General features: G+C 62.4%; 24 protein-coding genes and 2 tRNA genes. 15 read left to right on the plus strand and 11 right to left on the minus strand.

Annotated elements, in window-relative coordinates; translation table 11 throughout:
• Window positions 1-2 precede the first annotated feature (2 nt).
• Window positions 3-77, plus strand: a tRNA-Val gene (locus J0M27_RS06235).
• Between the two features lie 100 nt (window positions 78-177).
• Here J0M27_RS06235 and J0M27_RS06240 read toward each other — a convergent pair.
• Window positions 178-441 carry a high-potential iron-sulfur protein gene (locus tag J0M27_RS06240; protein WP_294988645.1) on the minus strand — a complete coding sequence of 88 codons (264 nt, stop codon included), beginning with the start codon at window positions 439-441 and terminating at the stop codon, window positions 178-180.
• Window positions 442-670: 229 nt separating this feature from the next.
• On the minus strand, window positions 671-1,201 hold the full coding sequence (locus J0M27_RS06245) for a DsbE family thiol:disulfide interchange protein (protein ID WP_294988648.1): 531 nt from the start codon (window positions 1,199-1,201) through the stop codon (window positions 671-673).
• 174 nt (window positions 1,202-1,375) lie between these two features.
• On the opposite strand from J0M27_RS06245, the gene J0M27_RS06250 reads away from it, so the two are divergent.
• Entirely contained in the window at window positions 1,376-1,867 is a 492-nt protein-coding gene (locus tag J0M27_RS06250) for an NAD(P)H-dependent oxidoreductase (protein ID WP_294988651.1), read from the plus strand.
• A gap of 84 nt (window positions 1,868-1,951) precedes the next feature.
• Here the strand turns inward: J0M27_RS06250 and J0M27_RS06255 are convergent, their stop codons facing one another.
• The gene (locus J0M27_RS06255) at window positions 1,952-3,190 is read right to left on the minus strand and encodes an aspartate kinase (RefSeq protein ID WP_294988654.1); all 1,239 of its coding nucleotides are present in this window, start codon (window positions 3,188-3,190) and stop codon (window positions 1,952-1,954) included.
• Between the two features lie 242 nt (window positions 3,191-3,432).
• On the opposite strand from J0M27_RS06255, the gene J0M27_RS06260 reads away from it, so the two are divergent.
• On the plus strand, window positions 3,433-3,735 hold the full coding sequence (locus J0M27_RS06260; RefSeq protein ID WP_294988657.1) for a helix-turn-helix transcriptional regulator: 303 nt from the start codon (window positions 3,433-3,435) through the stop codon (window positions 3,733-3,735).
• A gap of 21 nt (window positions 3,736-3,756) precedes the next feature.
• Here J0M27_RS06260 and J0M27_RS06265 read toward each other — a convergent pair whose 3' ends face one another.
• Window positions 3,757-4,776 carry a radical SAM protein gene (locus J0M27_RS06265; protein ID WP_365962276.1) on the minus strand — a complete coding sequence of 340 codons (1,020 nt, stop codon included), beginning with the start codon at window positions 4,774-4,776 and terminating at the stop codon, window positions 3,757-3,759.
• On the opposite strand from J0M27_RS06265, the gene queD reads away from it, so the two are divergent.
• From queD to J0M27_RS06290, 5 genes are all read left to right on the plus strand, one after another.
• On the plus strand, window positions 4,738-5,190 hold the full coding sequence (queD, locus tag J0M27_RS06270; protein ID WP_294988660.1) for a 6-carboxytetrahydropterin synthase QueD: 453 nt from the start codon (window positions 4,738-4,740) through the stop codon (window positions 5,188-5,190). The two genes, J0M27_RS06265 and queD, sit on opposite strands and share 39 nt — an antisense overlap.
• Window positions 5,191-5,341: 151 nt before the next feature.
• Entirely contained in the window at window positions 5,342-6,967 is a 1,626-nt protein-coding gene (locus tag J0M27_RS06275; RefSeq protein ID WP_294988663.1) for a 3-(methylthio)propionyl-CoA ligase, read from the plus strand.
• Window position 6,968: 1 nt separating this feature from the next.
• Window positions 6,969-7,634 carry a glutathione S-transferase gene (locus tag J0M27_RS06280; protein ID WP_294988666.1) on the plus strand — a complete coding sequence of 222 codons (666 nt, stop codon included), beginning with the start codon at window positions 6,969-6,971 and terminating at the stop codon, window positions 7,632-7,634.
• Window positions 7,631-8,410, plus strand: a complete 780-nt coding sequence (locus J0M27_RS06285) for an enoyl-CoA hydratase (protein WP_294988669.1) — start codon at window positions 7,631-7,633, stop codon at window positions 8,408-8,410. Before J0M27_RS06280 ends, J0M27_RS06285 begins: the two co-directional genes overlap by 4 nt.
• A 35-nt stretch (window positions 8,411-8,445) precedes the next feature.
• Window positions 8,446-8,535 (plus strand) — tRNA-Ser (locus J0M27_RS06290).
• A gap of 317 nt (window positions 8,536-8,852) precedes the next feature.
• Here the strand turns inward: J0M27_RS06290 and J0M27_RS06295 are convergent.
• Window positions 8,853-9,212, minus strand: a complete 360-nt coding sequence (locus tag J0M27_RS06295) for a hypothetical protein (RefSeq protein WP_294988672.1) — start codon at window positions 9,210-9,212, stop codon at window positions 8,853-8,855.
• Window positions 9,213-9,499: 287 nt separating this feature from the next.
• Between J0M27_RS06295 and J0M27_RS06300 the strand changes: the two genes are divergently transcribed.
• A complete protein-coding gene (locus tag J0M27_RS06300) occupies window positions 9,500-10,192 on the plus strand; it encodes a Bax inhibitor-1/YccA family protein (RefSeq protein WP_294988675.1) in 693 nt (230 codons plus the stop codon).
• An 84-nt stretch (window positions 10,193-10,276) separates the two neighbouring features.
• Here the strand turns inward: J0M27_RS06300 and rlmD are convergent, their stop codons facing one another.
• Window positions 10,277-11,581: a 23S rRNA (uracil(1939)-C(5))-methyltransferase RlmD gene (rlmD, locus tag J0M27_RS06305; protein ID WP_294988678.1), complete on the minus strand. Its 1,305-nt coding sequence runs from the start codon at window positions 11,579-11,581 to the stop codon at window positions 10,277-10,279.
• Window positions 11,582-11,723: 142 nt separating this feature from the next.
• Between rlmD and J0M27_RS06310 the strand changes: the two genes are divergently transcribed.
• Window positions 11,724-12,218, plus strand: a complete 495-nt coding sequence (locus J0M27_RS06310; protein ID WP_294988681.1) for a hypothetical protein — start codon at window positions 11,724-11,726, stop codon at window positions 12,216-12,218.
• 138 nt (window positions 12,219-12,356) lie between these two features.
• Window positions 12,357-12,737, plus strand: a complete 381-nt coding sequence (locus tag J0M27_RS06315) for a hypothetical protein (protein WP_294988684.1) — start codon at window positions 12,357-12,359, stop codon at window positions 12,735-12,737.
• 68 nt (window positions 12,738-12,805) lie between these two features.
• Here J0M27_RS06315 and J0M27_RS06320 read toward each other — a convergent pair whose 3' ends face one another.
• The 4 genes from J0M27_RS06320 to J0M27_RS06335 form a co-directional block, all read right to left on the minus strand.
• Window positions 12,806-13,573 carry an MBL fold metallo-hydrolase gene (locus tag J0M27_RS06320; protein WP_294988687.1) on the minus strand — a complete coding sequence of 256 codons (768 nt, stop codon included), beginning with the start codon at window positions 13,571-13,573 and terminating at the stop codon, window positions 12,806-12,808.
• Window positions 13,574-13,583: 10 nt separating this feature from the next.
• Complete coding sequence (gene bamC, locus J0M27_RS06325) at window positions 13,584-14,732, minus strand: outer membrane protein assembly factor BamC (RefSeq protein WP_294988690.1); 1,149 nt, start codon at window positions 14,730-14,732, stop codon at window positions 13,584-13,586.
• A 16-nt stretch (window positions 14,733-14,748) separates the two neighbouring features.
• Window positions 14,749-15,633, minus strand: coding sequence for a 4-hydroxy-tetrahydrodipicolinate synthase (dapA, locus tag J0M27_RS06330; protein ID WP_294988692.1), 885 nt, complete (start codon window positions 15,631-15,633; stop codon window positions 14,749-14,751).
• Between the two features lie 102 nt (window positions 15,634-15,735).
• Window positions 15,736-16,662: a histone deacetylase family protein gene (locus tag J0M27_RS06335; protein WP_294988695.1), complete on the minus strand. Its 927-nt coding sequence runs from the start codon at window positions 16,660-16,662 to the stop codon at window positions 15,736-15,738.
• Window positions 16,663-16,741: 79 nt separating this feature from the next.
• On the opposite strand from J0M27_RS06335, the gene J0M27_RS06340 reads away from it, so the two are divergent.
• The 4 genes from J0M27_RS06340 to mltB are packed head-to-tail and all read left to right on the plus strand — an operon-like array spanning window position 16,742 to window position 21,644.
• Window positions 16,742-17,662, plus strand: a complete 921-nt coding sequence (locus J0M27_RS06340; protein WP_294988698.1) for an AAA family ATPase — start codon at window positions 16,742-16,744, stop codon at window positions 17,660-17,662.
• A gap of 25 nt (window positions 17,663-17,687) precedes the next feature.
• On the plus strand, window positions 17,688-18,668 hold the full coding sequence (locus J0M27_RS06345; protein ID WP_294988699.1) for a DUF58 domain-containing protein: 981 nt from the start codon (window positions 17,688-17,690) through the stop codon (window positions 18,666-18,668).
• Window positions 18,655-20,607 (plus strand): DUF3488 and DUF4129 domain-containing transglutaminase family protein, encoded by a 1,953-nt coding sequence (locus J0M27_RS06350; protein WP_294988701.1) that lies wholly within the window; start codon window positions 18,655-18,657, stop codon window positions 20,605-20,607. Before J0M27_RS06345 ends, J0M27_RS06350 begins: the two co-directional genes overlap by 14 nt.
• Window positions 20,604-21,644 carry a lytic murein transglycosylase B gene (gene mltB, locus J0M27_RS06355; protein ID WP_294988703.1) on the plus strand — a complete coding sequence of 347 codons (1,041 nt, stop codon included), beginning with the start codon at window positions 20,604-20,606 and terminating at the stop codon, window positions 21,642-21,644. The genes J0M27_RS06350 and mltB overlap by 4 nt, the downstream gene beginning before the upstream one ends.
• On the opposite strand, the gene rpoS is transcribed toward mltB, so the two are convergent.
• Window positions 21,636-22,550 carry an RNA polymerase sigma factor RpoS gene (gene rpoS / locus J0M27_RS06360; protein ID WP_294988706.1) on the minus strand — a complete coding sequence of 305 codons (915 nt, stop codon included), beginning with the start codon at window positions 22,548-22,550 and terminating at the stop codon, window positions 21,636-21,638. The genes mltB and rpoS overlap by 9 nt on opposite strands.
• Window positions 22,551-22,553: the final 3 nt, after the last annotated feature.

A 22,553-nucleotide genomic window follows, 5' to 3' on the forward strand; every position in this document is an offset into this window, starting at 1 on the left:
GCGGGCGGTTAACTCAGCGGTAGAGTGCCACCTTCACACGGTGGAAGCCACTGGTTCGATCCCAGTACCGCCCACCATCCATATGCATTGGAAGTCGGCTCGCTGTGGATGTTGCCGTCCCTCCGGGGGCGAAAAAAAGGGGTGTCGCCACCCCTTTGTTCGGACAATGCCAACCGATCAGGGCTTCTTTGCCCAGGCCACGCAGTAGCCCTTCGGCGAAACCTCGGTGTCACCCGGAAAAATCTTGCAGCCACCCTTGTCGGTGGCCGTCTTGCCCGGCACGAACTGGATGCAGTTTGCACAGGATTTGTCGCCCTCCGGCGTGTCCTTGTATTTCATCGAAGCGCGCATGGCATCGTTCTTTGCGGCAACCGCGGCCACGGGAATCATTGCCAGGGTGACGGCGCCTAGCTTGAGCATGTTACGACGTGATTGATCCATTGCAGGGTTCTCCAGTAATAGTCCCCCTTCATTGAGGGCCGTTCATAACTTTAGCAAAAATTGCATCCGGCTCAACCCTGTCGCAAGCGCCCCGCCCGCGCTTCCACCGCGCCACGGCATCGTCGACCGACCAGCCCGCCGGGCTGAAAGCCGCCTCAGGCATCAACGCCACCAGTGGGCAGCGTGACGCCAATGCCGCTGCATTCAGGCGGCGCAATCGCCCATGCGATCAGCCGCGTGTTAGTTCTTCCGCAAGCGGCAGGATCTTGTTCTTCAACGCCTCTGGCGTAACCGGACCTATGTGCTTGTAGCGGATCACGCCGTTCTTGTCGATGAGGAAGGTTTCCGGCACGCCATAAACACCCAGATCGATGCCGACCCGCCCGTCGGCATCGACTGCGGAAACCAGGTAGGGATCACCGCCGTACCGAGTCAGCCAGGCTTGCGCCGCCGCGCGGTCATCCTTGTAGTTGAGGCCGACGATGGCGATCTTCTTCTGCCGGTCCAGATCGAGTAGCACCGGGTGCTCCTGCCGACAGGAAACGCACCACGACGCCCATACGTTCAACAGCCAGACCTTGCCGCGCATGTCCTCGGCAGAAATGAACTTGTCGCCGGCATGCAGCTGCGCCAAGCGGAAAGACGGCACCGGCTTGCCGATCAGCGGCGAGGGAACCTCGCGCGGGTTCAAGCGCAATCCGACCGCGAGAAAGCCGACCAGAACGATGAAAACCACCAGGGGAAGAAGAAAACGCCTCATCAAGACTCCTCAAGCCATAAGCAGCGGACGGGCAACCGTGACATCGACGGACCGCCGGTTCCGCAGGATGCCATGATAATCTGCCGCGACTGTCATGGCCCGGCCGTTGATGAAAGAGTCCGGCACGATGCGTGCCGCAGGGCAGGCCGAATTGCCCAAGGTTCCTGAAACCACATGAAAACCCTACTCGTCGTTTATCACTCGATGACCGGCGGCAGCGAACAGATGGCGCTAGCGCTGATCGAAGGCGCCGCAAGCGAAGCCGGCACGACGGCACGCCTGCTGCGCGCCGCCTCCACTCGGCCGGACGACGTGCTCGCCGCAGACGCCTATGTTTTCGTCACACCGGAAAACCTTGCGGCCATCTCTGGCCAGTTGAAGGATTTCTTCGATCGGTGCTACTACCCGGTATTGGACCTGATCAATGGGCGACCCTATGCGACGATGATTTCTGCGGGCAGTGACGGACAGAACGCGGCAAGGCAGATCGCCCGCATCGCTACCGGTTGGCGATTGCGTCAGGTTGCCGAGCCACTGATCGTCTGCACTCATGCGCAAACACCTGAGCAAATACTGGCCCCGAAAAGCATCGATGCCAGCGACCTTGCGCGTTGCCGGGACCTGGGAGCGGCCATGGCAAGCGGACTCGCCCTGGGCGTGTTCTAAGGCGATAGTGGAGTCAGGCAATGACTGCAGGTGGAACTGCATCCGCCGCGCTGTCACCAGGCTGACCTGACCGCCAAGGCGGGATCAGACTGCCTGGTCGAGGTCGAAGGCCTTGTGCAGCACCCTAACCGCTAGTTCCAGGTATTTTTCATCGACCACCACGGAAATCTTGATTTCGGAGGTGGAGATCATCTGGATGTTGATGCCTTCTTCGGCAAGGATGCGGAACATCTTGCTGGCAACGCCTGGATGGGAGCGCATGCCCACGCCAACCGCGGACACCTTGCAGATCTTGTTGTCACCGTCGACCGCGCGAGCGCCGACGTGCGGTCGAATCTGGTCTTCCAGCATCTTCCGCGTGCGGGCGAATTCGCTGCGATTGACCGTGAAGGAAAAGTCGGTCGTGCCGTCATGGCCGACGTTCTGGATGATCATGTCGACATCGATGTTGGCGTCCGCGATCGGACCGAGGATCTGGTAGGCGATGCCCGGACGGTCGGGCACGCCGAGGACGGTCAGCTTGGCCTCGTCCCGGTTGAACGCTATGCCGGAGATGATCGGTTGTTCCATTTTGGTATCTTCCTCGAGAGTGATAAGCGTGCCCATGGTCTCCTGGCCTTCTTCCTCGAAGCTTGAGAGCACACGCAACTTGACCTTGTACTTGCCAGCGAATTCCACGGAGCGTATCTGCAGCACCTTGGACCCCAGGCTGGCCATTTCCAGCATTTCCTCGAACGTGATGCGATCGAGTTTCCGAGCTTCGGGCACGATTCGCGGATCGGTCGTGTAGACGCCGTCGACATCGGTGTAAATCTGGCATTCGTCGGCCTTCAGCGCGGCGGCGAGCGCCACCGCGGAGGTATCCGAACCGCCGCGGCCGAGTGTCGTGATGTTGCCAAGGGCATCCACCCCCTGGAACCCGGCGACAACGATTACCATGTCATTATCGAGATCGCGGCGAATGCTGGCATCGTCGATTTCCAGGATCCGCGCCTTGGTGAAGGTACTGTCAGTCAGCACCTTGACCTGCCCACCGGTATAGCTGCGTGCTTTCAACCCGAGATCCCGGATCGCCATCGTCAGCAGCGCGATGGTGACCTGCTCCCCGGTTGAAATCATCACGTCGAGTTCGCGTTCATCCGGATTCGGTGACACGTCCTTGGCCAATGCGATCAGCCTGTTGGTTTCTCCGCTCATGGCGGAAACCACCACCACAAGCTGGTGCCCCTGGGCCTTCCAGCGGGCCACCCGCTTCGCGACGCTGCGAATGCGGTCCGGCGACCCCATGGAAGTACCGCCGTATTTCTGAACGATCAATGCCATTGCCGTGGTTCTTGAGTTGGAAAGCGGCGGATTTTACCCGATAGTCGATGTCCCCATGCCTGGCAAGGGGAGTCGCCCAACGATAGCGTCGAACTATCCATTTGTTCTAATGTCAGAACAATTTCCTTGTAGGGTGAGAGCAATTGTTCTATAGTCACGCCTCTATTACGTTGGTAATAGTCTATCGAGGGCGCGAACCGATTGGACCGACGCCTGAGAACAATCAACTTGGGGAGCAAGAAATGGGAGCCAGCGAAAAAATCGATGCCCGTGCAATCCGCAGCAGGATGGGACTTAACCAGCAACAATTCTGGGCCAAGCTCGGCGTGACCCAAAGTGGCGGCTCACGCTACGAAAGCGGCCGCAACATGCCCCGTCCGGTGCAGCAACTGCTACGCCTGGTTCACGTCGAACAGATCGATATCCAGAAGATCAAGCGCGAAGACTACGAGGTCGTCGAGTACTTGCGAACCGCAAAGCCCAATCTGCTCAAGGAACTCAAGAAAGAGGCCAAGGCGGCTGCGAAAAGCAGGAAAGCCGCCTGAAGTCGCGTGCAGTACCGAGGGTCAGGGACTGACGCGCACGGTCAGTCCCGTTTTCCGGACACGTTCTGCGAACGCTTCCATCCACACCGCATCAATGCGCGCCAGCCGGGGCGCTTCCACCTGCAGCGAGGGACGCGCGAGGCTATACAGGTGAACACCGGCGAGCTGCAGCGCCAGCGGCGCAAGAAGCTCCAGCCAGGCAGACAACTCCTGGTCGGCTGGGAGTTGACCATCGCGCCGAAACAGACAGGTCTGCACCCAGGTCGGCGCGAGCGCCGCGCACAACGCGAGCCTCCGCACCACGCGGTCCGGCCGAACGCGTGTGCCGTTGATGCGGGCGAAACCCGTCGAAGTGCCGGCATCCACCTTGAACCAGACCTCGCCCCCGGCGCGACCGATCCGCCCGATCCCGGCCTGTACCGCCCTGCGGTCGAGCAGGCTGCCATTGGTAATCACGCGGATGATGAGCTTGCCGGCCAGCCCATGTGACTCAAGCACCCCTTCGACGATTGCGACCGCAGCGGCGAACTCGGTGGCGCTGGTAGGTTCGCCGTTGCCCGAAAAGGCCACATCAACCAGTCGCCGGGCGCCAAGCGGAATACGCGTCGCCATGAAGTCGCCGGAAACCGCCTCCCGCAGGAAATCGTTCAGTTCGAGTTCCAGCAACGCCAGATCAATCGGCGGCGGGCCGCCACGCTTCAGGTCCGGCACCTGGCAATAGATGCAGCGCCAGTTGCACGCATTGTTGGGATTCAGATTGATTCCGACAGAAACGCCACCGGCACGGCGCGATATCACCGGATATACATAGCGCATGCCGGCACTGTCGCGGGAGTGGTCGTCGGTGGCGAGCTGGATGCGTGGCATGAGGGAATGTCTGAACCGCAATGGAGAAAAGTCGGCGCAGGCGGAACGGCACGACGGCGCGGCTATAATGCGCGCCAGCTGGCTCACCGGCCCCCGGACCACGAACACTTTGCCACAATCCCGGCTCTCCCGACCATGCGCATCACCCGTCGCCTCGAATTCGATGCGGGTCATCGAATCCCGAATCACCAAAGCCAGTGCCGTCACCTGCATGGCCACCGCTATGCGCTCGAAGTCACCCTCGCCGGTGGCGTCATCGAAGCAGCAGGCCGGCCGGATGACGGCATGGTGATGGACTTTTCAGAGGTCAAGGCCATCGCCAAGCGCCATGTGGTCGACGTCTGGGACCATGCCTTCCTGGTCTGGTGCGACGACACCACCGTGGCCGACTTTCTTGCCGGCATCATCGGACACAAGACCGTGCTGCTCGACACAGTACCCACTGCGGAAAACCTGGCGCGCACTGCGTTCGCCATCCTCGATCCGCTGTATCGGGACATTTACGGCACCCATCTGCACCTGGAGCGGATCCGGCTCTACGAAACCCCCAATTGCTGGGCCGATGCGAGTCGGGACGACCTGGGCTGATCCATTCCTTGCGGCGCGCGGACCGGAAATGGTTCCACGCAGCGGAACTAGCCGATGCGGGACGACGTCCTGATTGTTTCGGGGTAATTCCAATGCTAAGGTTGTCTCCCGGTCTGGCGCACGACCAGGACGACCGAGAGGAGGAGTTCCCATGAAAGGCCTGATGATGGATCAGCCGCTGATGATTTCCGCGCTGCTGCAGCATGCGGCTCAGAATCACGGTGATACCGAAATCGTTTCGCGCCTGCCGGTCGGCGGCACCCATCGCTACACCTATGCCGACGCCCATCGCCGCTCCCGCCAATTGGCGCGCGTGCTGCAATCGCTCGGTGTAAATGCCGGTGACCGCATCGGCACTCTGGCTTGGAATACCCATCGCCACTTCGAAATCTACTACGCCGTCTCGGGCATCGCGGCCATCTGCCACACCATCAACCCGCGCCTGTTCCCGGAACAGATCGCCTACATCGCCAACCATGCCGAAGACCGTTACGTTTTTTTCGACGTCAGTTTCGCCAACCTGATCGAAGCCCTGTTGCCGCACTGTCCCGGCGTCAAGGGCTGGGTCGCCCTGTGCAACCGGGACGAGCTGCCCGCCAATGCCATCCCCAACCTGCTCTGCTACGAGGAACTCCTGGCCGCTCAGAGCGACGACTTCGAGTGGCCGCAGTTCGACGAGAACACCGCGTCGTCGCTGTGTTACACCTCGGGGACCACCGGCAATCCCAAGGGCGTGCTCTATTCGCATCGCTCCACGGTGCTGCATGCCTATGGTGCCAGCCTCCCCGATGCCTTGGGCGCCTCGGCGCGCGACTGCATCCTGCCGGTCGTGCCGATGTTCCACGTCAATGCCTGGGGCCTGCCCTATGCCTGCGCATTGACCGGAGCGAAACTGGTGATGCCCGGGCCGCACCTCGATGGCGCCAGCCTCTACTCGATGTTCGAAGAGGAAGGCGTCACCATGTCGGCCGGCGTGCCGACCATCTGGCTAGGCCTGATGCAATACCTGCAGGCGAACAAGCTCAAGCTATCGACCGTCAAGCGCCTGGTGATCGGCGGTTCGGCGGCGCCGCCGGCCATGATCCGCGGCTTCGACGAGCAATTCGGCATCACCGTGCTTCATGCCTGGGGCATGACCGAGATGAGCCCGCTGGGCACCGTCAATACCTACAAGCACAAGCACCTCGCGCTCTCCGCCGACGCGCGCGACGGTATCCGCCTCAAGCAGGGCCGCAGCATCTTCGGCGTCGAGCTGAAGATCGTCGACGGCGATGGCAATCCCCTGCCCCACGATGGCAGGGCCTTCGGCGACCTGATGGTGCGCGGGCCGTGGATCACCAGCGGCTATTTCAGGAGCGAGGGCGGCAACGCCCTGAAAAACGGCTGGTTTCCCACCGGCGACGTCGCCACCATCGACCCCGATGGCTACATGCAGATCACCGACCGCTCCAAGGACGTCATCAAGTCCGGCGGCGAGTGGATCTCGTCGATCGACCTGGAGAATATTGCCGTCGCCCATCCGGCTGTGACCGAAGCCGCCGTGATCGGCGCGGCCCATCCGAAGTGGGACGAGCGTCCGCTGCTGGTGGTGGTGAAGAAAACCGGACACGAGGTCAGCCGCGAGGAACTGATCGCGTTCTATGAAGGCAAGGTGGCCAAATGGTGGATACCGGACGACGTCATCTTCGTCGACGACCTGCCGCATACGGCCACCGGCAAGCTTTCCAAGTTGCAGTTGCGCGAGCGGCTGCGTGACTATCGATTCCAGGGAGCATGAATTGACGACACCGATCACCCTCTGCGGCTTCTCCGTCAGCAACTACTACAACAAGGTCAAGCTCGCGCTGCTGGAGAAGGGCATCCCCTTCACCGAGGCGCAGGTCTTTCCGTCGCAGAGCGAGGAACTGCTGAGCGAGTCGCCGATGGGCAAGGTGCCTTTCATGCGCACTCCAATGGGCGTGCTCAGCGAATCGCAGGTGCTGACCGAGTTCATCGAGGACACCTGGCCGGAGCCGCCGCTTTATCCGCGCGACCCATTTGCCCGCGCCCGTTGCCGCGAACTGATCGAGCACATCGAGTTGCATCTCGAATTGCCGGCCCGGCGCCTTTATGGCGAAGCGTTCTTCGGCGGCAAGGCTTCCGAGGAAACCAAAAAGGAAGTCGCACCGTTGCTGGAGAAAGGCCTCAGGAGCCTGCATCGCCTCGCGCGTTTTTCGCCCTTCATCGCCGGCAGCGACTTTACCCACGCCGACTGCGCAGCCTGGGTGCATCTGCCGCTGGTCAGCCAGTCCACGCGCAAGATCTACGACCGCGATTTCGTCGAGGAGTTGGTGCCGCAGGCCAAGGCCTACCTGAAACTGGTCGGCGAACGTCCCCACGCGCAGAGGATCAATGACGACCGCAAGGCAACCATGGACGCGTTCATGTCGCGGCCGAAGAAATGAACGCGATGGTCCGCACCCAGCTTGCCGATGGTGTGTTCCACCTGGAGATGGCACGCCCCGAAAAGAAGAACGCGCTCACCGCGGCGATGTACCGGACACTGGCTGACGCGCTTGCCGGCGCCGACGCCGATCCTGCCGTGCAGGTGATCCTGATATCCGGCGCGGGCGGCAACTTCACCGCAGGCAACGACCTGGCCGACTTCCTCGCCACGCCGCCGATGGACGAAAGCGCACCGGTGTACCATTTCATCCAGGGCTTCGCCAAGCTGCAGAAGCCCTTCGTTGCCGCCGTCGAAGGCGTCGCCATCGGGGTCGGCACCACCCTGCTGCTGCACTGCGACCTGGCCTATGCCGGAGCCGGCGCCCGCTTCGCCGTGCCCTTTGCCAATCTCGGCCTGACCCCCGAGGCCGCCTCCAGCCTGCTGCTGCCGCTGCGCGCCGGCCATGCCCGCGCCGCCGAAATGCTCATGCTGGGCGAAGTGTTCGGTGCGCAGGCTGCGCTTGATGCCGGCATCGTCAATGCGGTGCTACCGGATGGCCAGGTGCTCGAACATGCCCTCGAACGCTGTCGCAAACTGACCACGCAGCCCGCCGCGTCCCTGCGCCTCACGAAGCAGTTGATGAAACGCGCGCAGAACACCATGGTGCGCGAGATCATGGACGTCGAAGCAGATGTATTCCGCCAGCGCCTGGTGTCTCCCGAAGCCAAGGAAGCATTCGCCGCATTCTTCGAAAAGCGCAAACCGGATTTCTCGCGTTTCAACCAGGACGGCTGAAAAGCCGACACGCTGTTAAAATCCGCAGCCACGCTGGAAGCGTGGCAGAGTGGTCGATTGCACCGGTCTTGAAAACCGGCAACGTCGCAAGGCGTTCGTGAGTTCGAATCTCACCGCTTCCGCCAAAAGTCCGGCAATGGCAAGGCGTTTCAGGCGACGAATCGAGATACCCACCAAAACGGCCATCAATTGGTGTAGTGCTGGTATCGCCACTGAACTCGGTTGCCCCTTCCAGCGATGGGATCACCGTTCCGCCAGCGCCGACTATCGCCCTTAGGCACCAGCACCAAAGCCGGCACCTGGAAAAGTACCGGGAAATACTTTGTTGCAGGCCGGGAACCAGTAAAGGGATCCTCACCACGACGGTCTCGCGCATAAACCGGCAGGAGATCTGACGTGCAAACTGGCGCAAGAGCGATACGGTAGCCAGCGCCATGGATCACTACTTGATCGTCCATTCGTCGCCGCATTTGCGACATTTCGCTCGAAACCAGACGCCGCCGCCACGATCCTCCAGCACGGGATCGCCACCGTCGGGAAGTGGCGCCGGCCCTGATGAAACGACCTTGAAACTGCCATAGTCGCTGCATGCCGGACATACGGCCTGCTGGCCAAGGTGCTCGGCTACATCGAGCAGCAAACGGTAGCGCTTCCAGCTGAACAGCGTGACAGCCAGTCCGCCCAGCAGCAGCGATACTCCGGTCAATCTGGATCCGCCGCCCGCTCCGGCCAACTCGAGGCCGCTGACAAGGAGGATCAGGCCAAGGAACCAGGTGAGCAGCCATGCATGACATTCGATCAACTGTCGCTCGTACCAGCGCCGAAATCCGTGCGTGCGTATGCGATCGAGCGAAGCCACCAAAGTCCCTCTCTGTCGGTCCGCAACCAGCTTAGACGCCTTGCTCGGGCCATGCAACATGGTTTGGCAATGAATGGCCGGCGAAAGCACACCCGTGGCGGCCGAAGGTGCCGGTCGAGTCTGGCAGGCTATAATGGCCCTACGGTGCCCCGCCTCGTTTTTTCTGGGAACTCGTGGAGTTCTTGCCCGTCAAATCAAGCGGACTCATCTCACAGGAGGTACAAGCGTCCATGGAAAACATTCGCACCTACCCGCAATCCGCGACCCAGGATATTGCAGGAGAGCAGCAACGCGTCCTGCGCAATACTTATGCCCTGCTTGCACTTTCGATGGCACCAACGGTGGCCGGGTCGCTGATCGGCATACAGTTGAAGTTCTCGTTCCTGGCAGGTAGCCCGTTCATCGCCTTCATGCTCTTCCTCGGTGTGGCATTCGCTTTCATGTGGGGTATCGAGCGCACCAAGAACAGCGGCATGGGCGTTGCACTGTTGCTGGGCTTTACCTTTTTCATGGGGCTCATGCTTTCCCGCATCCTGCAGGCGGCGCTCGGGTTCGCCAATGGCGGCACGTTGATCGCAATGGCCGCCGGCGGCACGGGGGCGATTTTTGTCTCCCTGGCGGGAGTCGCATCCACGACCAAACGAGATTTTTCCAATCTTGGCAAGTTCCTGTTTTCCGGAATGATCTTGCTGCTGGTCGCCATCGTGGCGAATATCTTTTTCCAGATTCCCGCCTTGGCGCTGGCAATTTCAGCGATCGCGGTGGTGATCTTTTCCGCCTATATCCTGTACGACATCAATCGCATCGTTCATGGCGGCGAAACCAATTACATCACCGCCACGCTGGCCGTCTACCTCGACATCTACAACGTGTTTGTCAGCCTGCTGAACTTGCTGATGGCGTTTTCCGGCGATCGCGACTGACGCGGTCGAGCCACGCGCAAAAAGTCGGCGTTGGCGCTACGGCGCAGGCGAGCGAAAACGGCGGCCTGAGTCGCCGTTTTCATTTCAGAGTTCGCGCTCGAACAGCGCGATTGATTCGAGGTGCGACGTATGCGGAAACATGTTGGCAATACCCGCTGCACGCAAGCGATACCCCTTCTCATGTACCAACACCGCGGCATCCCGCGCGAGCGTGGCGGGACTGCACGACACGTAGACGATGCGGCGCGGACCGCCTTCCGACGGCAATGACTTGACGAGGGCTATCGCGCCTTCGCGTGGCGGATCGATCAGCACTTTGTCGAACTCGCCCAGTGCGGCAAAACTTTCGTCCGTCACCTCGAATAGATTGGCGACCGAAAACTCGCATTGCGCGTCCAGACGGTTCAGTGCAGCGTTCCCCCGAGCGCGATCCACCAAGGCGGCGCTTCCCTCGATCCCCACAACCCTTGCGCCGAGCCGCGCGATCGGCAAGGTAAAGTTACCCAGGCCGCAAAACAGGTCCGCAATCCGTTCGCCTCCCCGCGGCGCCAGGAGCGCCATGGCACGCCGCACCAACATGCGGTTCACGCCATGATTCACTTGGGTGAACTCCGTCGGATGAAACCGGAGTTCGAGACCGTAGTCCGGAAGCTCGTAGCTCGGCATGGGCGCAGCGGAGGGATGAAAAACGCGCACGCTGTCCAGACCTTTCGGCTGCAGATACCAAGTGATCCGACGGGCATCGGCAAATCGTTGCAACCGGTCCAGGTCGGCGGCTGCCAGCGGTTCAAGATGGCGCAACAGCAACACGGTTTCAGCGCCGCCAATCGCAACCTCGATCTGCGGCATGCGATCCGGCCGCGTCATCCCTTCGACAAGCTCTTTCAGCGCCGGAATCAGCGCGGAGACATGGGGTGGCAAGACGCCACAGGAATCCATCAACGCCACATAGCTGCTGTGTTTCTCCCGAAATCCGACCAGCGTGCCCCCCTTGCTGGCAACGTAACGAACGGAGAGGCGTGCACGCAGGCGATAGCCCCATGCCGTACCGGAGATGGGCGGTAGAACCTGGTCCGGCCGAAGTCGGGCGAGATGCCACAGCGCATCTTCCAATACCCGCTGCTTGGCCGCCGTCTGTCCCGCGGGATGAAGATGCTGCATGGAGCATCCGCCGCAGGTGCCAAAATGCGGACAGGATGGAACCACGCGCTGGCTTGATGCTTTTAAGACCCGTACGACATGGGCCTTTTCGTAACTGGGCTTGCGCCGATAGCTGGCGTATTCGACAAGTTCGCCGGGCAAGGCGCCGTCGATGAAAATCGCCTTGCCATCGACATGGGAAATGCCTCTCCCCTCGTGGTCAAGGGATTCGATTTGTGCCAGTGGCATGATAAGGTCGTGACCGCGGACAAAGGGCGACGATTATAATGCGCTCCCGCGCTGCGGCCTTGCTGGCTTCAAGGGACCGGAATCACCTGGCGTATTTTCCTCAACCAGTTGCGACGCGAGCGTCGCGAAGAAGGAGAGTCGAGTGCCTTCCATCATGAATCCCGAATACCATCTGCTTGCCAGTGAAGCCGACTATCGGCAGGCCTGCGATACCGTCATCGGTCGTGCACAGCGGGAGATTGCCATTTTCGATCGCAACCTGGTACCGCTGCGACTGAACGAATCCAGCCGGATCGACAAACTGGCGACGTTTTTGAAAACGGATGAAACGCGGCGTATCCGTGTGGTGATCCACGACCCTGATGACCTGGAGAAAAATGCGCCGCGGCTGATCCAATTGGCCGCACGGTTCTCGCACGCCATCGCAGTCAGACAAAGCCCGGACAACCTGCGCCATCTTGCCGATACCCACCTGCTTGGCGACGGCGAACACGGCGTACGGCGTTTCCAATTCGACCTGCCGCGCTGCGCACTGATCCTCGATGACCCATCCTACATTGGCCCGTGGCGACTGCGCTTCGACGAACTCTGGGGACTTTCTCGCCCCTGCCTCACGCTCAACACCACCGGACTCTGATTTTCCGCGGCGGCATGCTGCCATTTGCCGTGGAGCACCATCAATTTAGTCGTGATAAAATTCTCGGCTGATCGAAGTGGAAACATTCCGGTCGACCAATTGGCCAAGTAACTCCATAACGTTAAGGATCCTATCAAAATGAAACAATCTCTCCTCGTAGTTGCCATCCTCGCCCTCGCAGTTTCCGCTTGTGGCAAGAAGGAAGAACCGAAGCCCGCTGCTGCCCCGGCCGCTCCCGCTGCCGCCCCGGCTGCTCCCGCTGCTCCCGCTGGCATGTCCGGTATGTCCGGTATGTCCGGTATGTCCGGTATGTCCGGCATGGAAGGTCAGAAGGGCATGGAAGGCATGTCTGGTCAGCAGGGCATGGCTGGCATGTCCGGTCAGCAAGGCATGGCTGGCATGTCCGGCATGGCTGGTGCTCCCGCTGCTGCTCCGGCCATGGCTGACAAGGCCAAGGAAGTCGCCGGTGCCGCTGCCAAGGGTGCTGTGGAAGGTGCCAAGGACGCAATGAAGAAGTAAATCTTCAGACGCCTTTGGGCAAGAAGAGCCAGCCTTCGGGCTGGCTTTTTCTTTTCATGCAGCGCGTATTAGTTCAGCACGTCGCGCCAGTCCAATCCGCTGGCCTGCGTCGCGATGCCTACCCATTCCGGCTCACATTGCAGCACTGCCGCCAGAGCCGACCGTGCCAGGGCAGGAGTATTGTTTTTCTCGGAAAGGTGCGCGGCGATGACATGGTGCAGGCTTTTTCGCTCGATCTGCGCCAGCAGCGAAGCGGCCGCGCCATTGTCGAGATGACCCCAGCGACCGCCAATACGGCGCTTCAGGGCCTCTAGATAGGGGCCTTCCTCGAGCATCGCTACGTCGTGGTTGCACTCGAGCACCAGCGCATCACAGCCATCAAGCATCGATACCATGAACGGCGTGACGTGACCCGCGTCCGTCAGCACGCCCAAGCGCCGGTCGCCGTCCGAAAACACGAACTGAACCGGCTCGCGAGCGTCATGCGGTACGGGAAAGGGATGCACCGAGATGTCGCCGATGGAAAACGGTTCGTGGCTGTCGATGAGCGTGGCAGCCATATCGCCGCCGCGTTCTCGCCATGCGGCCAGAGTGCCGTGAGTCAGGCGGACCGACCACCCGAATCGACGCGCGCAGGCTGCAACGCCGCCAATGTGATCGGAATGCTCATGCGTGACAAGCACCGCGTCGATGTCTGCTGGCACAACACCCAGCCGTGCCAGGCGCCGCGACATTTCGGCCGGACCGAAGCCGGCGTCGACCAGCAGGCGGGTACGTCCGATTTCAACCAAAAGGGAGTTGCCGCGACTGCCGCTGCCGAGCGACGCAAAGCGCACTCCGGCAAACCTATTTCAGTTGCTCGTGAAGCAGGCCGAGTATGCGCCGCGAGGTATCCGACCGATCCACGCCGCCTTCGCGGGTGAGGACCTGCACGCTGGTGGCCTCGCCGGACGCCTTCAGGTGGATGCGATACTGCACCTTGTCCGGCGCGTCGCGGCCGCCGCCCTTCCAGAACATCAGCTTCGACAGGAAGCCCTTTTCCGCATCCTTCTTCTTGGCATCGCTGTCGGGATCGACATAGCGTACGAAATACATTCCCTGCGCGCGGTCGCGATCTTCCACAGTGAAACCCACCCTGTCCAGCGCAAGCCCAACACGGCGCCAGGCGCGATCGAAGGCTTCTTCGAGCAACAAGGCTCCAACCCCATCGGTCGCTCGCGAAAGCTTCGCGCGATCCTGCCGCTGGTCGGCAGCTACCAGTGTCTTGGCACGTGACTCGTCGACCCCCAGGCGCACCATCAGGCGGCGCAGCATTTCCGCTTCAAGTTCGGGATCGGCGGGACGCGGCTGCCACTTGGTTTCGCTCCTGCCTTCGTTGGTGAAAATCTCGTACATGCCGCGATGGCTGATATAGATTTCAACCGTCCCCGGCTCTGCGCCCTTCTCAAGGCGCGTGCGGAACTTGTCGCGTTCCGCGGTCGAATAAAGGCTGTCGAAAACCTTGCCCAGCGCACCACGAATTACGTCCTGCGGCAATTTGGCACGATTTTCCGCCCAGTCGGTTTCGATGATTCCGGCTTCCGGCATTTCGACGTTGACCAGGAAACCCAGTTCCTGCCAGAACTCCTTGACGCTGGGCCACAGCCTGTCCGGCGTCCCCGCCACCACTAGCCAGCGCTGTGTGCCAGAACGCTCGATGCGCATCTTGTCGACTTGCGGCAGCAGGTCCTGTGCCGTCGTCGTGCGCGCCTGCCCGGCACGCTCGCTGGAATAAGCGGAATAGGTCGCCGAGCCCTTGCTGGCCGAAACGTCCGGCACCGCATAGCGCTCGTCACGGGTCTGCTGGGTAAGATCCGGCGGAATCTCAAGCGGCGGGAGCTTGCCGGCCGACTTGTACTCGATCTTTTTCGATTCCGGAAGAATGTTGCCTCCGCAGCCGGCCAACAGGCCGATCAGCAGAGACGACAGGCACAACAACGGCAGAAAACTTTTCATTGAGTAACGATTCCTGTCAGACGGCGATCCCGGCGCTGCGCATGGCGCTTCGAATCCGGTCATGAAACTCCGCGGAAAGTTCCGTCAGGGGCAGGCGGATGGCACCACCCATCAGGCCCATTTGCTGCGCGGCCCACTTGACAGGAATCGGATTCGCCTCGTGGAACAGGTTGCGATGCAAACCGAGCAAACGGAAATTTGCCTCGCGCGCCGCCGCCACATCCCCCGCCAGTGCTGCGGCGCACATCTGGTGCATCAGGCGTGGTGCAACATTGGCCGTGACCGAAATCGACCCTTTCCCGCCAAGCAGCATCAGTGCGATCGCCGTCGCGTCATCCCCACTGAACACGCTGAAACCCGCCGGCGCTCGTAGCAGAAGATCCGAACCGCGTTCGATGTTGCCGGTGGCGTCCTTGATGCCGACGATGCCCGGCACCTGCGCCAAGCGCAGCGTCGTGTCATTTGCCAGATCGGCAACCGTGCGCCCGGGGACGTTATAGAGGAACAACGGCAGGTCTACCGCTTCCGCGATCGCCCTGAAATGCCGGTAAAGGCCTTCCTGCGTCGGCTTGTTGTAATAGGGCACCACGGAAAGATGGGCATCCGCGCCAGCAGACTTGGCGAATCGCGTCAGTTCGATTGCCTCGGCAGTGGAGTTGGCCCCGGTCCCGGCGATTACCGGAATGCGCCCGGCGACATGCCTTACCGTAGTCTCGATCAGCGCGCAATGCTCTTCGTAGCTGACGGTCGGCGATTCGCCGGTGGTGCCTACGATGACTACGCCGTCGGTGCCTTCGGCGATATGCCAGTCGAGCAGGCGCTGCAGGCATGGCAAGTCAAGCGAACCATCGCCCTGCATCGGCGTGAGTATGGCGGGAATTGAACCCTGTATGGTCTTCATGAACGTATCCGGAACCGGATGCCGCAAGCGGCCGCCAGCCTAAAGCGAAGGAAGGGAGATTCTAACGTATGGCCACAATGCCGCGCAGCCTGCAAAACCAGCTTACAAATCAGCCAGCACCTTGATATGGGTGGTCACGCTACGCGCCAGCGCGGACAACACATAGCCCCCCTCCAGCAGGGACACGATGCGCCCCTTCGAGAACTCCCGCGCCACCTGCTTGATCTGCTCCGTAACCCAGGCGTAGTCGGACTCGACCAATGCCAGGGATGCCATGTCATCCTCGTAATGGGCGTCGAATCCGGCCGAGATGAAGATCATCTCCGGCTGGAATTCACGCAACCGGGGAAGCCAAACGTCATGAACCACCTGCCGAAAATCATCGCCACGGGTTCCGGCGGGAAGCGGCACGTTGCACATGTTGGGCGCCGGATTCTCTGCACCGCAATAGGGATAGAAGGGATGCTGGAAGATACCCGCCATAAGAACACGCGAATCGCCGGCGAATATCTCTTCCGTGCCATTACCGTGATGCACGTCGAAATCGATGATCGCCACGCGCGACAGCCCCCAGGCGTCGAGCGCATGCCGCGCCGCGACGGCGACATTGTTGAAAAAACAGAATCCCATGGCCTTCGCGCGCTCGGCGTGATGCCCGGGCGGACGCACTGCGCAAAAGGCGTTATTCACCTCACCCCGCATCACCAAGTCAGTGGCATAACAACCCGCGCCTGCCGAGCGCAGTGCCGCCTGCAAGGTACCCGGCGACATCGCGGTATCCGGGTCGAGGTGGACAATGCCGTGCTCGGGACTGCTGGTCCTGACATGGTCGATGTATTCGCGCGGATGCACGCGCTGCAACTGGTCGACCTCGGCCAGCGGTGCATCGTGAAACTGGAGATAGACATCCAGACCGGAGGCGATCAAACGATCGCTGATGGCCCCAAGCCGATCAGGGCATTCCGGATGATGAGCTCCCATGTCGTGCTGCCAGCAGTCGCGATGGGAAATGAAGGCGGTAGTTGTCATGACGGGAGGCTTGCCTGATGACTTACAATGTGACGCAAAAGCATATTATCCATCAAAGTTCGCAATATACCCCGACACCATGCGACTCGCCGAACTCGACGCCATCCTGGGCGACGTCAACCGCATCATCCTCGGCAAGGAGCGACCGGTTCGCCTGGCCGTGGCCTGCCTGCTGGCGCGTGGCCACCTCCTCATCGAAGACCTGCCGGGCGTGGGCAAGACCACCCTGGCACACGTTCTGGCCCGCGTTCTCGGCCTAGACTTCCAGCGCATCCAGTTCACCAGCGACATGCTACCTGCGGACATTCTCGGGGTCTCGATCTTCGACCGCGGCTCCGGCGCGTTTCATTTCCATCCCGGCCCGGTCTTCACCCAGGTGGTACTGGCCGACGAGATCAACCGCGCCACGCCAAAGGCGCAAAGCGCCCTGCTGGAGGCCATGGAAGAGCGCCAGGTGACGGCAGAGGGGGAAACCCGTGCCTTGCCGGAGCCTTTTTTCGTGATTGCCACCCAGAACCCGACCTACCAGATCGGCACTTTCCCTCTACCGGAATCGCAGCTTGACCGCTTCCTCATCAAGCTGGAGCTCGGCTACCCGGACGCCGCCGCCGAACGTGAATTGCTTGCCGGCGCGGACAGGCAGCAAATGGTCGCAAAGCTGACAGCCCGCATTGCCGCGCGACAGTTGACCGAGTTGCAGCAGAAAGCGCGCGCCGTCCATGCCTCTGCCGCTCTGATCGACTATGTGCAGGCGCTGGCCGCGCACACGCGAACCTCGCCGCGCTGGCACGCCGGGCTGTCGCCACGCGCTTGCCTCGCGCTGCTGGCGGTGGCGCGCGCCTGGGCCTTGCTCGACGGCCGCGACCACGTGTTGCCGGAGGATGTCCAAGCCGTGCTGCCCGGCGTCATCGCGCACCGCCTGCGGCCCACCGACGACAGTTCGCGAACCGATGCCGAGACGATTGCTGCGACCTTGATCGAGGCCGTCCCGCTACCCTGATTGCCGCCGCGCGGTTGTACCGACAATGCTCGCCACCCTGCGCAACCGCCTGCACGAAAACTTTGTGCGCTGGGCTTTGCGCGTGCGCCCCCCGGAACCGGCACCGATCGTCCTCAACCAGCGCCGCGTCTATGTGTTGCCGACGCCCGCCGGAATCGCCTACACATCCGCGCTCGGCGTGATCCTGCTGGGCGCGATGAATTACAACCTCAGCCTGGGGCATGCGCTAGTATTCCTGCTTGCCGGATTGGGCATCGTCACCATCCTCCACACCTTCCGCAACCTGGTTCAGCTCTCGCTGAGTCCGGGCCGCTGCGAGCCAGTCTTTGCCGGCGAGCAGGCTCGTTTCGACCTTGTCGTCGAAAATCCACGGCCGGATGCCCGCACCAGTCTGCGCCTGTTCTTCCACGACACCCCACCGCTCGAGATCGACATCGGGCCGTCGGCAACCACAATTGCCAGCCTCGGCCTTCACACGGAAAAACGAGGATGGCTGCCGATGCCGCGGGTCACGATCGAAACCAGCTGGCCGCTGGGACTCGTGCGGGCCTGGAGTTACGCCGCTCCGGACCTTGCCTGCCTGGTCTATCCGTTACCGGCGGCGAAGGCCCCGATGCTGCCATGGAGCGGCGACGATGCCCAGGGAACAACACGGGAGGGTCGCGGGGTCGACGACTTTTCCGGATTGCGCAAACACCAGGTAGCCGATCCACCGCGCCACGTCGCATGGAAGGCGGTCGCTCGACAACAGGATGGACCGCTGCTGACCAAACTCTTCACCGGCACCGCTGCGCAGCGGCTCTGGCTCGATTGGAATCACCTGCCCGATACGATGGGCGTCGAGCAGCGCCTCTCGATATTGGCACGCTGGATGCTCGACGCCGATGCCGCCGGATTGGCTTGGGGATTGCGCATGCCCGGCGCCCGCCGCGAACCGGAAAACGGACCGCCACACCTTGCCGCCGGCCTGCGCATCCTGGCGCTGTACGACCATGGCGCGCGTTAACCGCCCCGTCAGCCGGCGCCAGGCCTGGTGGCTGCTGGCAACCGCCATTGCCGCCTCCCTGCCGCTGCTGCAACATGTTCCGCTCTGGCTGTCGATCGCGGCCGGACTTGCCTTCGGCTGGCGCGCCGCACTGACATGGCGGCACTGGCGACTGCCGCCGCGCTGGCTGCTGATCCCCTTGGTGATCGCGGGCACCGTGGGGGTTTTCCTCCAGTACCGCACCATCGTCGGTCGCACGCCGGGTATTGCGCTGCTTCTGGTCTTCCTCGCATTGAAGCTGCTTGAACTGCGCGCGGCACGCGACGCGGTAGTCACCGCCTTGCTGTGCTATTTCCTGGTCCTTGGCCAGTTCCTGTTTACCCAGACCATTCCGACGGCCATGCTGGCCTGCCTGACGGTGCTGGTCACCACCGCCGCCTTGCTGGCCGCCAGCGACGATCGTCCGGCGCCGCGCCAGCAGGTGTATCGCGCCGGAATGCTGCTGGCGCAGGCGATTCCGTTCATGTTGCTTCTGTTCCTGCTGTTCCCGCGCGTGCAGGGGCCACTCTGGGGCATACCGCAGGATCGGTTTACCGCCGTCTCGGGGCTGTCCGAGACGATGTCGCCGGGATCGATCGCGCAGCTTTCGCAATCCGATGCCATTGCCTTCCGGGTCCGATTCAATGGCGCCGTTCCGCCGCAATCGCAACTCTACTGGCGCGGTCCGGTGATGCCGTCCTTCGACGGCCGCAGTTGGCGCGTCGCACAGACGCTGGCCGCCTACCCGACGATTCCCTACAGCAGTACGGGGCCACAGGTGGACTATGAGGTCACCCTGGAACCCCATGGAAAACACTGGCTGTTCGCACTCGAAATGCCGGCGACCCTGCCCGCCGACAGTGCAATGACAAGCGACTACCAACCCATCGCGCGCGAGGTGGTGCGCAATCGCATGCGCTACACGCAGTCGGCCTGGCCCGACAGCAATGCCGGAGCGAATGAAACCCGCGCCGCGTTGCGCGCCGCACTGGCGTTGCCAGCCAGCGGGAACCCGCGTATCCGTGCAATCAGCGCCGGCTGGCAGGCCGCTCATGGCGATAACGGTGCCGCGATCCTGGCCGCCGCGGAAGAACTGTTCAACCGGCTATTCCTGACCTATACCCTGAATCCGCCACTGCTCGGGCCCGACATGGTCGACGAATTCCTGTTCGATACGAAACGTGGTTTTTGCGAACACTTTGCCGCCGCATTTGTCTTCAGCCTGCGCGCGGCCGGGGTGCCGGCACGCGTAGTGGCCGGCTACCAGGGCGGCGAAATCAATCCGGTGGACGGGTACCTCGAAGTACGCCAGTACGACGCACACGCGTGGACCGAGGCCTGGATCGCGGGACGCGGCTGGGTGCGCATCGATCCGACGGCGATTGCGGCTCCGAGCCGGGTCAGCAGCAATCTGGCCGCTGCGGTTCCCGCCGGCGAGGGCTTGCCTTTCCTCGCCCGATCCGACATGGCCTGGCTCAAGGAGCTGCGCTACCGGCTGGATGCGGTGACCAACGGCTGGAATCAGCGGGTGCTCGGCTACAACCCCCAACGCCAGCGGGACCTGCTGGCCAGCCTAGGCCTGCGCGAGCCGGACTGGCGCAGCATGACCGCCATCCTTTCCGTCCTGAGCGGCGCCGTATTGCTGGTGCTGACGGTCTGGATCCTGCGCAATCGCCAACGCGTGGACCCCGCTCTGGCCGCCTGGCGCCGCTTCACGGCGCGACTGGCGCGGCGCGGCATCGTCTGGCAGGCATGGGAAGGCCCGCTGCAGTTTGCCGAACGGGCAACTCGGCTGGCACCGCAGCACGGGCGCGAGATCGGCGAAATCAGCGGTTTGTACGCCGCGCTGCGCTATGGCCCGCACCCGCAACCCGACGAGCTGTCGCGCCTGAAATCCCGGATCGCGAGTTTCCGACCGTGACACGCGCCCTCCTCCTGGTGGCCGCGCTCGCTTTTGGCTCGATGCTGAATGCCCATGCGGCGGGCGCAATCCGTTCGGACAGCGGCTACGCGGAGCGCGACGAGGTGAAGGCTTTCATCGCGGAGATGCGGGACAAGCATGGCTTCGACACGGAGGTGCTCGATGCCCTGTTCCGTCGAATTCGACCCCTGCCGGCCGTCATCAAGGCCATCATGCCGCCCAGGGATCCCGGCGTGCGCTCGTGGCAGGCCTACCGATCACGGTTTGTCGAACCCATCCGGATCGCCGCCGGCAGGCGCTTCATGCGCCTGCATTCCGTAGAGATCGCCGCCGCCGCGGCGCGCTTTGGCGTGCCGGCCGAAATCATCGCCGCCATCATCGGTGTCGAAACCATTTACGGCAGGCAACTGGGGCGCTTCGGCACCTTTGCCGCGCTCGCCACGCTGACCTTCGACTATCCGCCGCGGGCCGAGCTGTTCCGGCGGGAACTGGAGGAGCTGCTGCTGCTGGCGCGCGAGGAGAATCGCAGCCTGCTGTCCTACACCGGCTCCTATGCAGGTGCAATGGGTCTGCCGCAGTTCCTGCCATCGTCGCGGCGACGCTATGCGATCGACTTCGACGGTGACGGCCGCATCGACCTGGTCGGCAGTCCCGCCGATGCAATCGCCAGTGTGGCCAGTTTCCTCGCCAGCCACGGCTGGCAAAAGGATGCGCCGATAGCCGTCGCCGTCAGTGTGGCCGGTTCCGGCGTGGAGGCGATGATCGCCCAAGGCATTGCGCCGCGACACACGCCGCGGCAGATGGAGGAAGCCAACATTGCTGTCGCAAGAGTCGGCGCCGGCGATACGGCGACGCAACATCTCGGCGACCTGTTGCCAGAGCACCCGGCGGCGCTGATCGATTTGGTGACACCGCAGGCAGCAACCGAGTACCGCCTCGGGTACCAGAACTTCTACGTGATCACGCGCTACAACCGGAGCAGCTTCTATGCGGCTGCGGTCATCGACCTCGCTGCCGCGCTGGCAAAATCAGAGTAGCGCTTCGGGGGTAAGGCCGTCGAGCGCGATGCGCTTGCGCAGCCGTGTCAGCGCTTCCATCTGTATCTGTCGCACGCGCTCGCGCGTCAGCCCCAAATCGCTCGCGATCTGCTCCAGGGTCGTTGCCTCGCGCCCGCCCAAGCCATAGCGACATTCGACGACCAGGCGCTGGCGATCGGAAAGTTGCGCCACCCAATCGGCGACCAGCGATTCCGCTTCCTGCTGGGCGAGGTGGCCGGCAGGGTCCTCGGACGATTCATCGGCCATCGAATCCGCCATCGACAGATCCGGATCGATATCGAGCGGGGAGTCGAGCGAGGCCGAGCGCTCGTTGAGTACCAGCAACTGACGGATTTCATCCGCCGGGCGATCCAGCAGGCGCGCCACTTCATCCACCATCGCACCCGGAGCCTCATCCTCGGCCGTTCGCTCGCGGTCAAGCCGGCGCATCGCCCGCAACACGATGTTGAGTTCCTTGATGAGGTAGATCGGCAGGCGCACGGTGCGCGACTGATTCATGATCGCGCGTTCGACGTTTTGCCGGATCCACCAGGTGGCGTAGGTCGAGAAACGGAATCCGCGCTCCGGATCGAACTTCTCGAGGGCATGGATCAGGCCCAGGTTGCCTTCCTCAATCAGGTCATCAAGCGGCAGACCGCGATGCAGGTAATGCCGCGCAATGCTCACCACCAGCCGCAGGTTGGCTTCGATCATGTGCTGGCGCGCGACAAAGTCCCCGGCATGCGCCGCGCGCGCCAGCGTAACCTCTTCGTCCGCCGTCAGCAACGGAGTCGCGCCGATCTCGTGCAGATAGATCTGGGTGATGTCCTCGATGAAGCGAGGGTCGGGGGCAGCGGAAATCGCCTCGGCATCTTCGCGCTCCGGAAGGAATGCATCGCGGCTCATCGA

The organism is Sulfuritalea sp., from assembly GCF_017302275.1.
Lineage (GTDB): Bacteria > Pseudomonadota > Gammaproteobacteria > Burkholderiales > Rhodocyclaceae > Sulfuritalea.

Bases quoted from the DNA above. Each gene is read 5' to 3' on its own strand.
- J0M27_RS06240 (WP_294988645.1), bottom strand. From the start codon at position 441: ATGGATCAATCACGTCGTAACATGCTCAAGCTAGGCGCCGTCACCCTG.
- J0M27_RS06245 (WP_294988648.1), bottom strand. From the start codon at position 1,201: ATGAGGCGTTTTCTTCTTCCCCTGGTGGTTTTCATCGTTCTGGTCGGC.
- J0M27_RS06250 (WP_294988651.1), top strand. From the start codon at position 1,376: ATGAAAACCCTACTCGTCGTTTATCACTCGATGACCGGCGGCAGCGAA.
- J0M27_RS06255 (WP_294988654.1), bottom strand. From the start codon at position 3,190: ATGGCATTGATCGTTCAGAAATACGGCGGTACTTCCATGGGGTCGCCG.
- J0M27_RS06260 (WP_294988657.1), top strand. From the start codon at position 3,433: ATGGGAGCCAGCGAAAAAATCGATGCCCGTGCAATCCGCAGCAGGATG.
- queD (WP_294988660.1), top strand. From the start codon at position 4,738: ATGCGCATCACCCGTCGCCTCGAATTCGATGCGGGTCATCGAATCCCG.
- J0M27_RS06265 (WP_365962276.1), bottom strand. From the start codon at position 4,776: ATGACCCGCATCGAATTCGAGGCGACGGGTGATGCGCATGGTCGGGAG.
- J0M27_RS06275 (WP_294988663.1), top strand. From the start codon at position 5,342: ATGAAAGGCCTGATGATGGATCAGCCGCTGATGATTTCCGCGCTGCTG.
- J0M27_RS06285 (WP_294988669.1), top strand. From the start codon at position 7,631: ATGAACGCGATGGTCCGCACCCAGCTTGCCGATGGTGTGTTCCACCTG.
- J0M27_RS06300 (WP_294988675.1), top strand. From the start codon at position 9,500: ATGGAAAACATTCGCACCTACCCGCAATCCGCGACCCAGGATATTGCA.
- rlmD (WP_294988678.1), bottom strand. From the start codon at position 11,581: ATGCCACTGGCACAAATCGAATCCCTTGACCACGAGGGGAGAGGCATT.
- J0M27_RS06315 (WP_294988684.1), top strand. From the start codon at position 12,357: ATGAAACAATCTCTCCTCGTAGTTGCCATCCTCGCCCTCGCAGTTTCC.
- bamC (WP_294988690.1), bottom strand. From the start codon at position 14,732: ATGAAAAGTTTTCTGCCGTTGTTGTGCCTGTCGTCTCTGCTGATCGGC.
- dapA (WP_294988692.1), bottom strand. From the start codon at position 15,633: ATGAAGACCATACAGGGTTCAATTCCCGCCATACTCACGCCGATGCAG.
- J0M27_RS06335 (WP_294988695.1), bottom strand. From the start codon at position 16,662: ATGACAACTACCGCCTTCATTTCCCATCGCGACTGCTGGCAGCACGAC.
- J0M27_RS06340 (WP_294988698.1), top strand. From the start codon at position 16,742: ATGCGACTCGCCGAACTCGACGCCATCCTGGGCGACGTCAACCGCATC.
- J0M27_RS06345 (WP_294988699.1), top strand. From the start codon at position 17,688: ATGCTCGCCACCCTGCGCAACCGCCTGCACGAAAACTTTGTGCGCTGG.
- J0M27_RS06350 (WP_294988701.1), top strand. From the start codon at position 18,655: ATGGCGCGCGTTAACCGCCCCGTCAGCCGGCGCCAGGCCTGGTGGCTG.
- rpoS (WP_294988706.1), bottom strand. From the start codon at position 22,550: ATGAGCCGCGATGCATTCCTTCCGGAGCGCGAAGATGCCGAGGCGATT.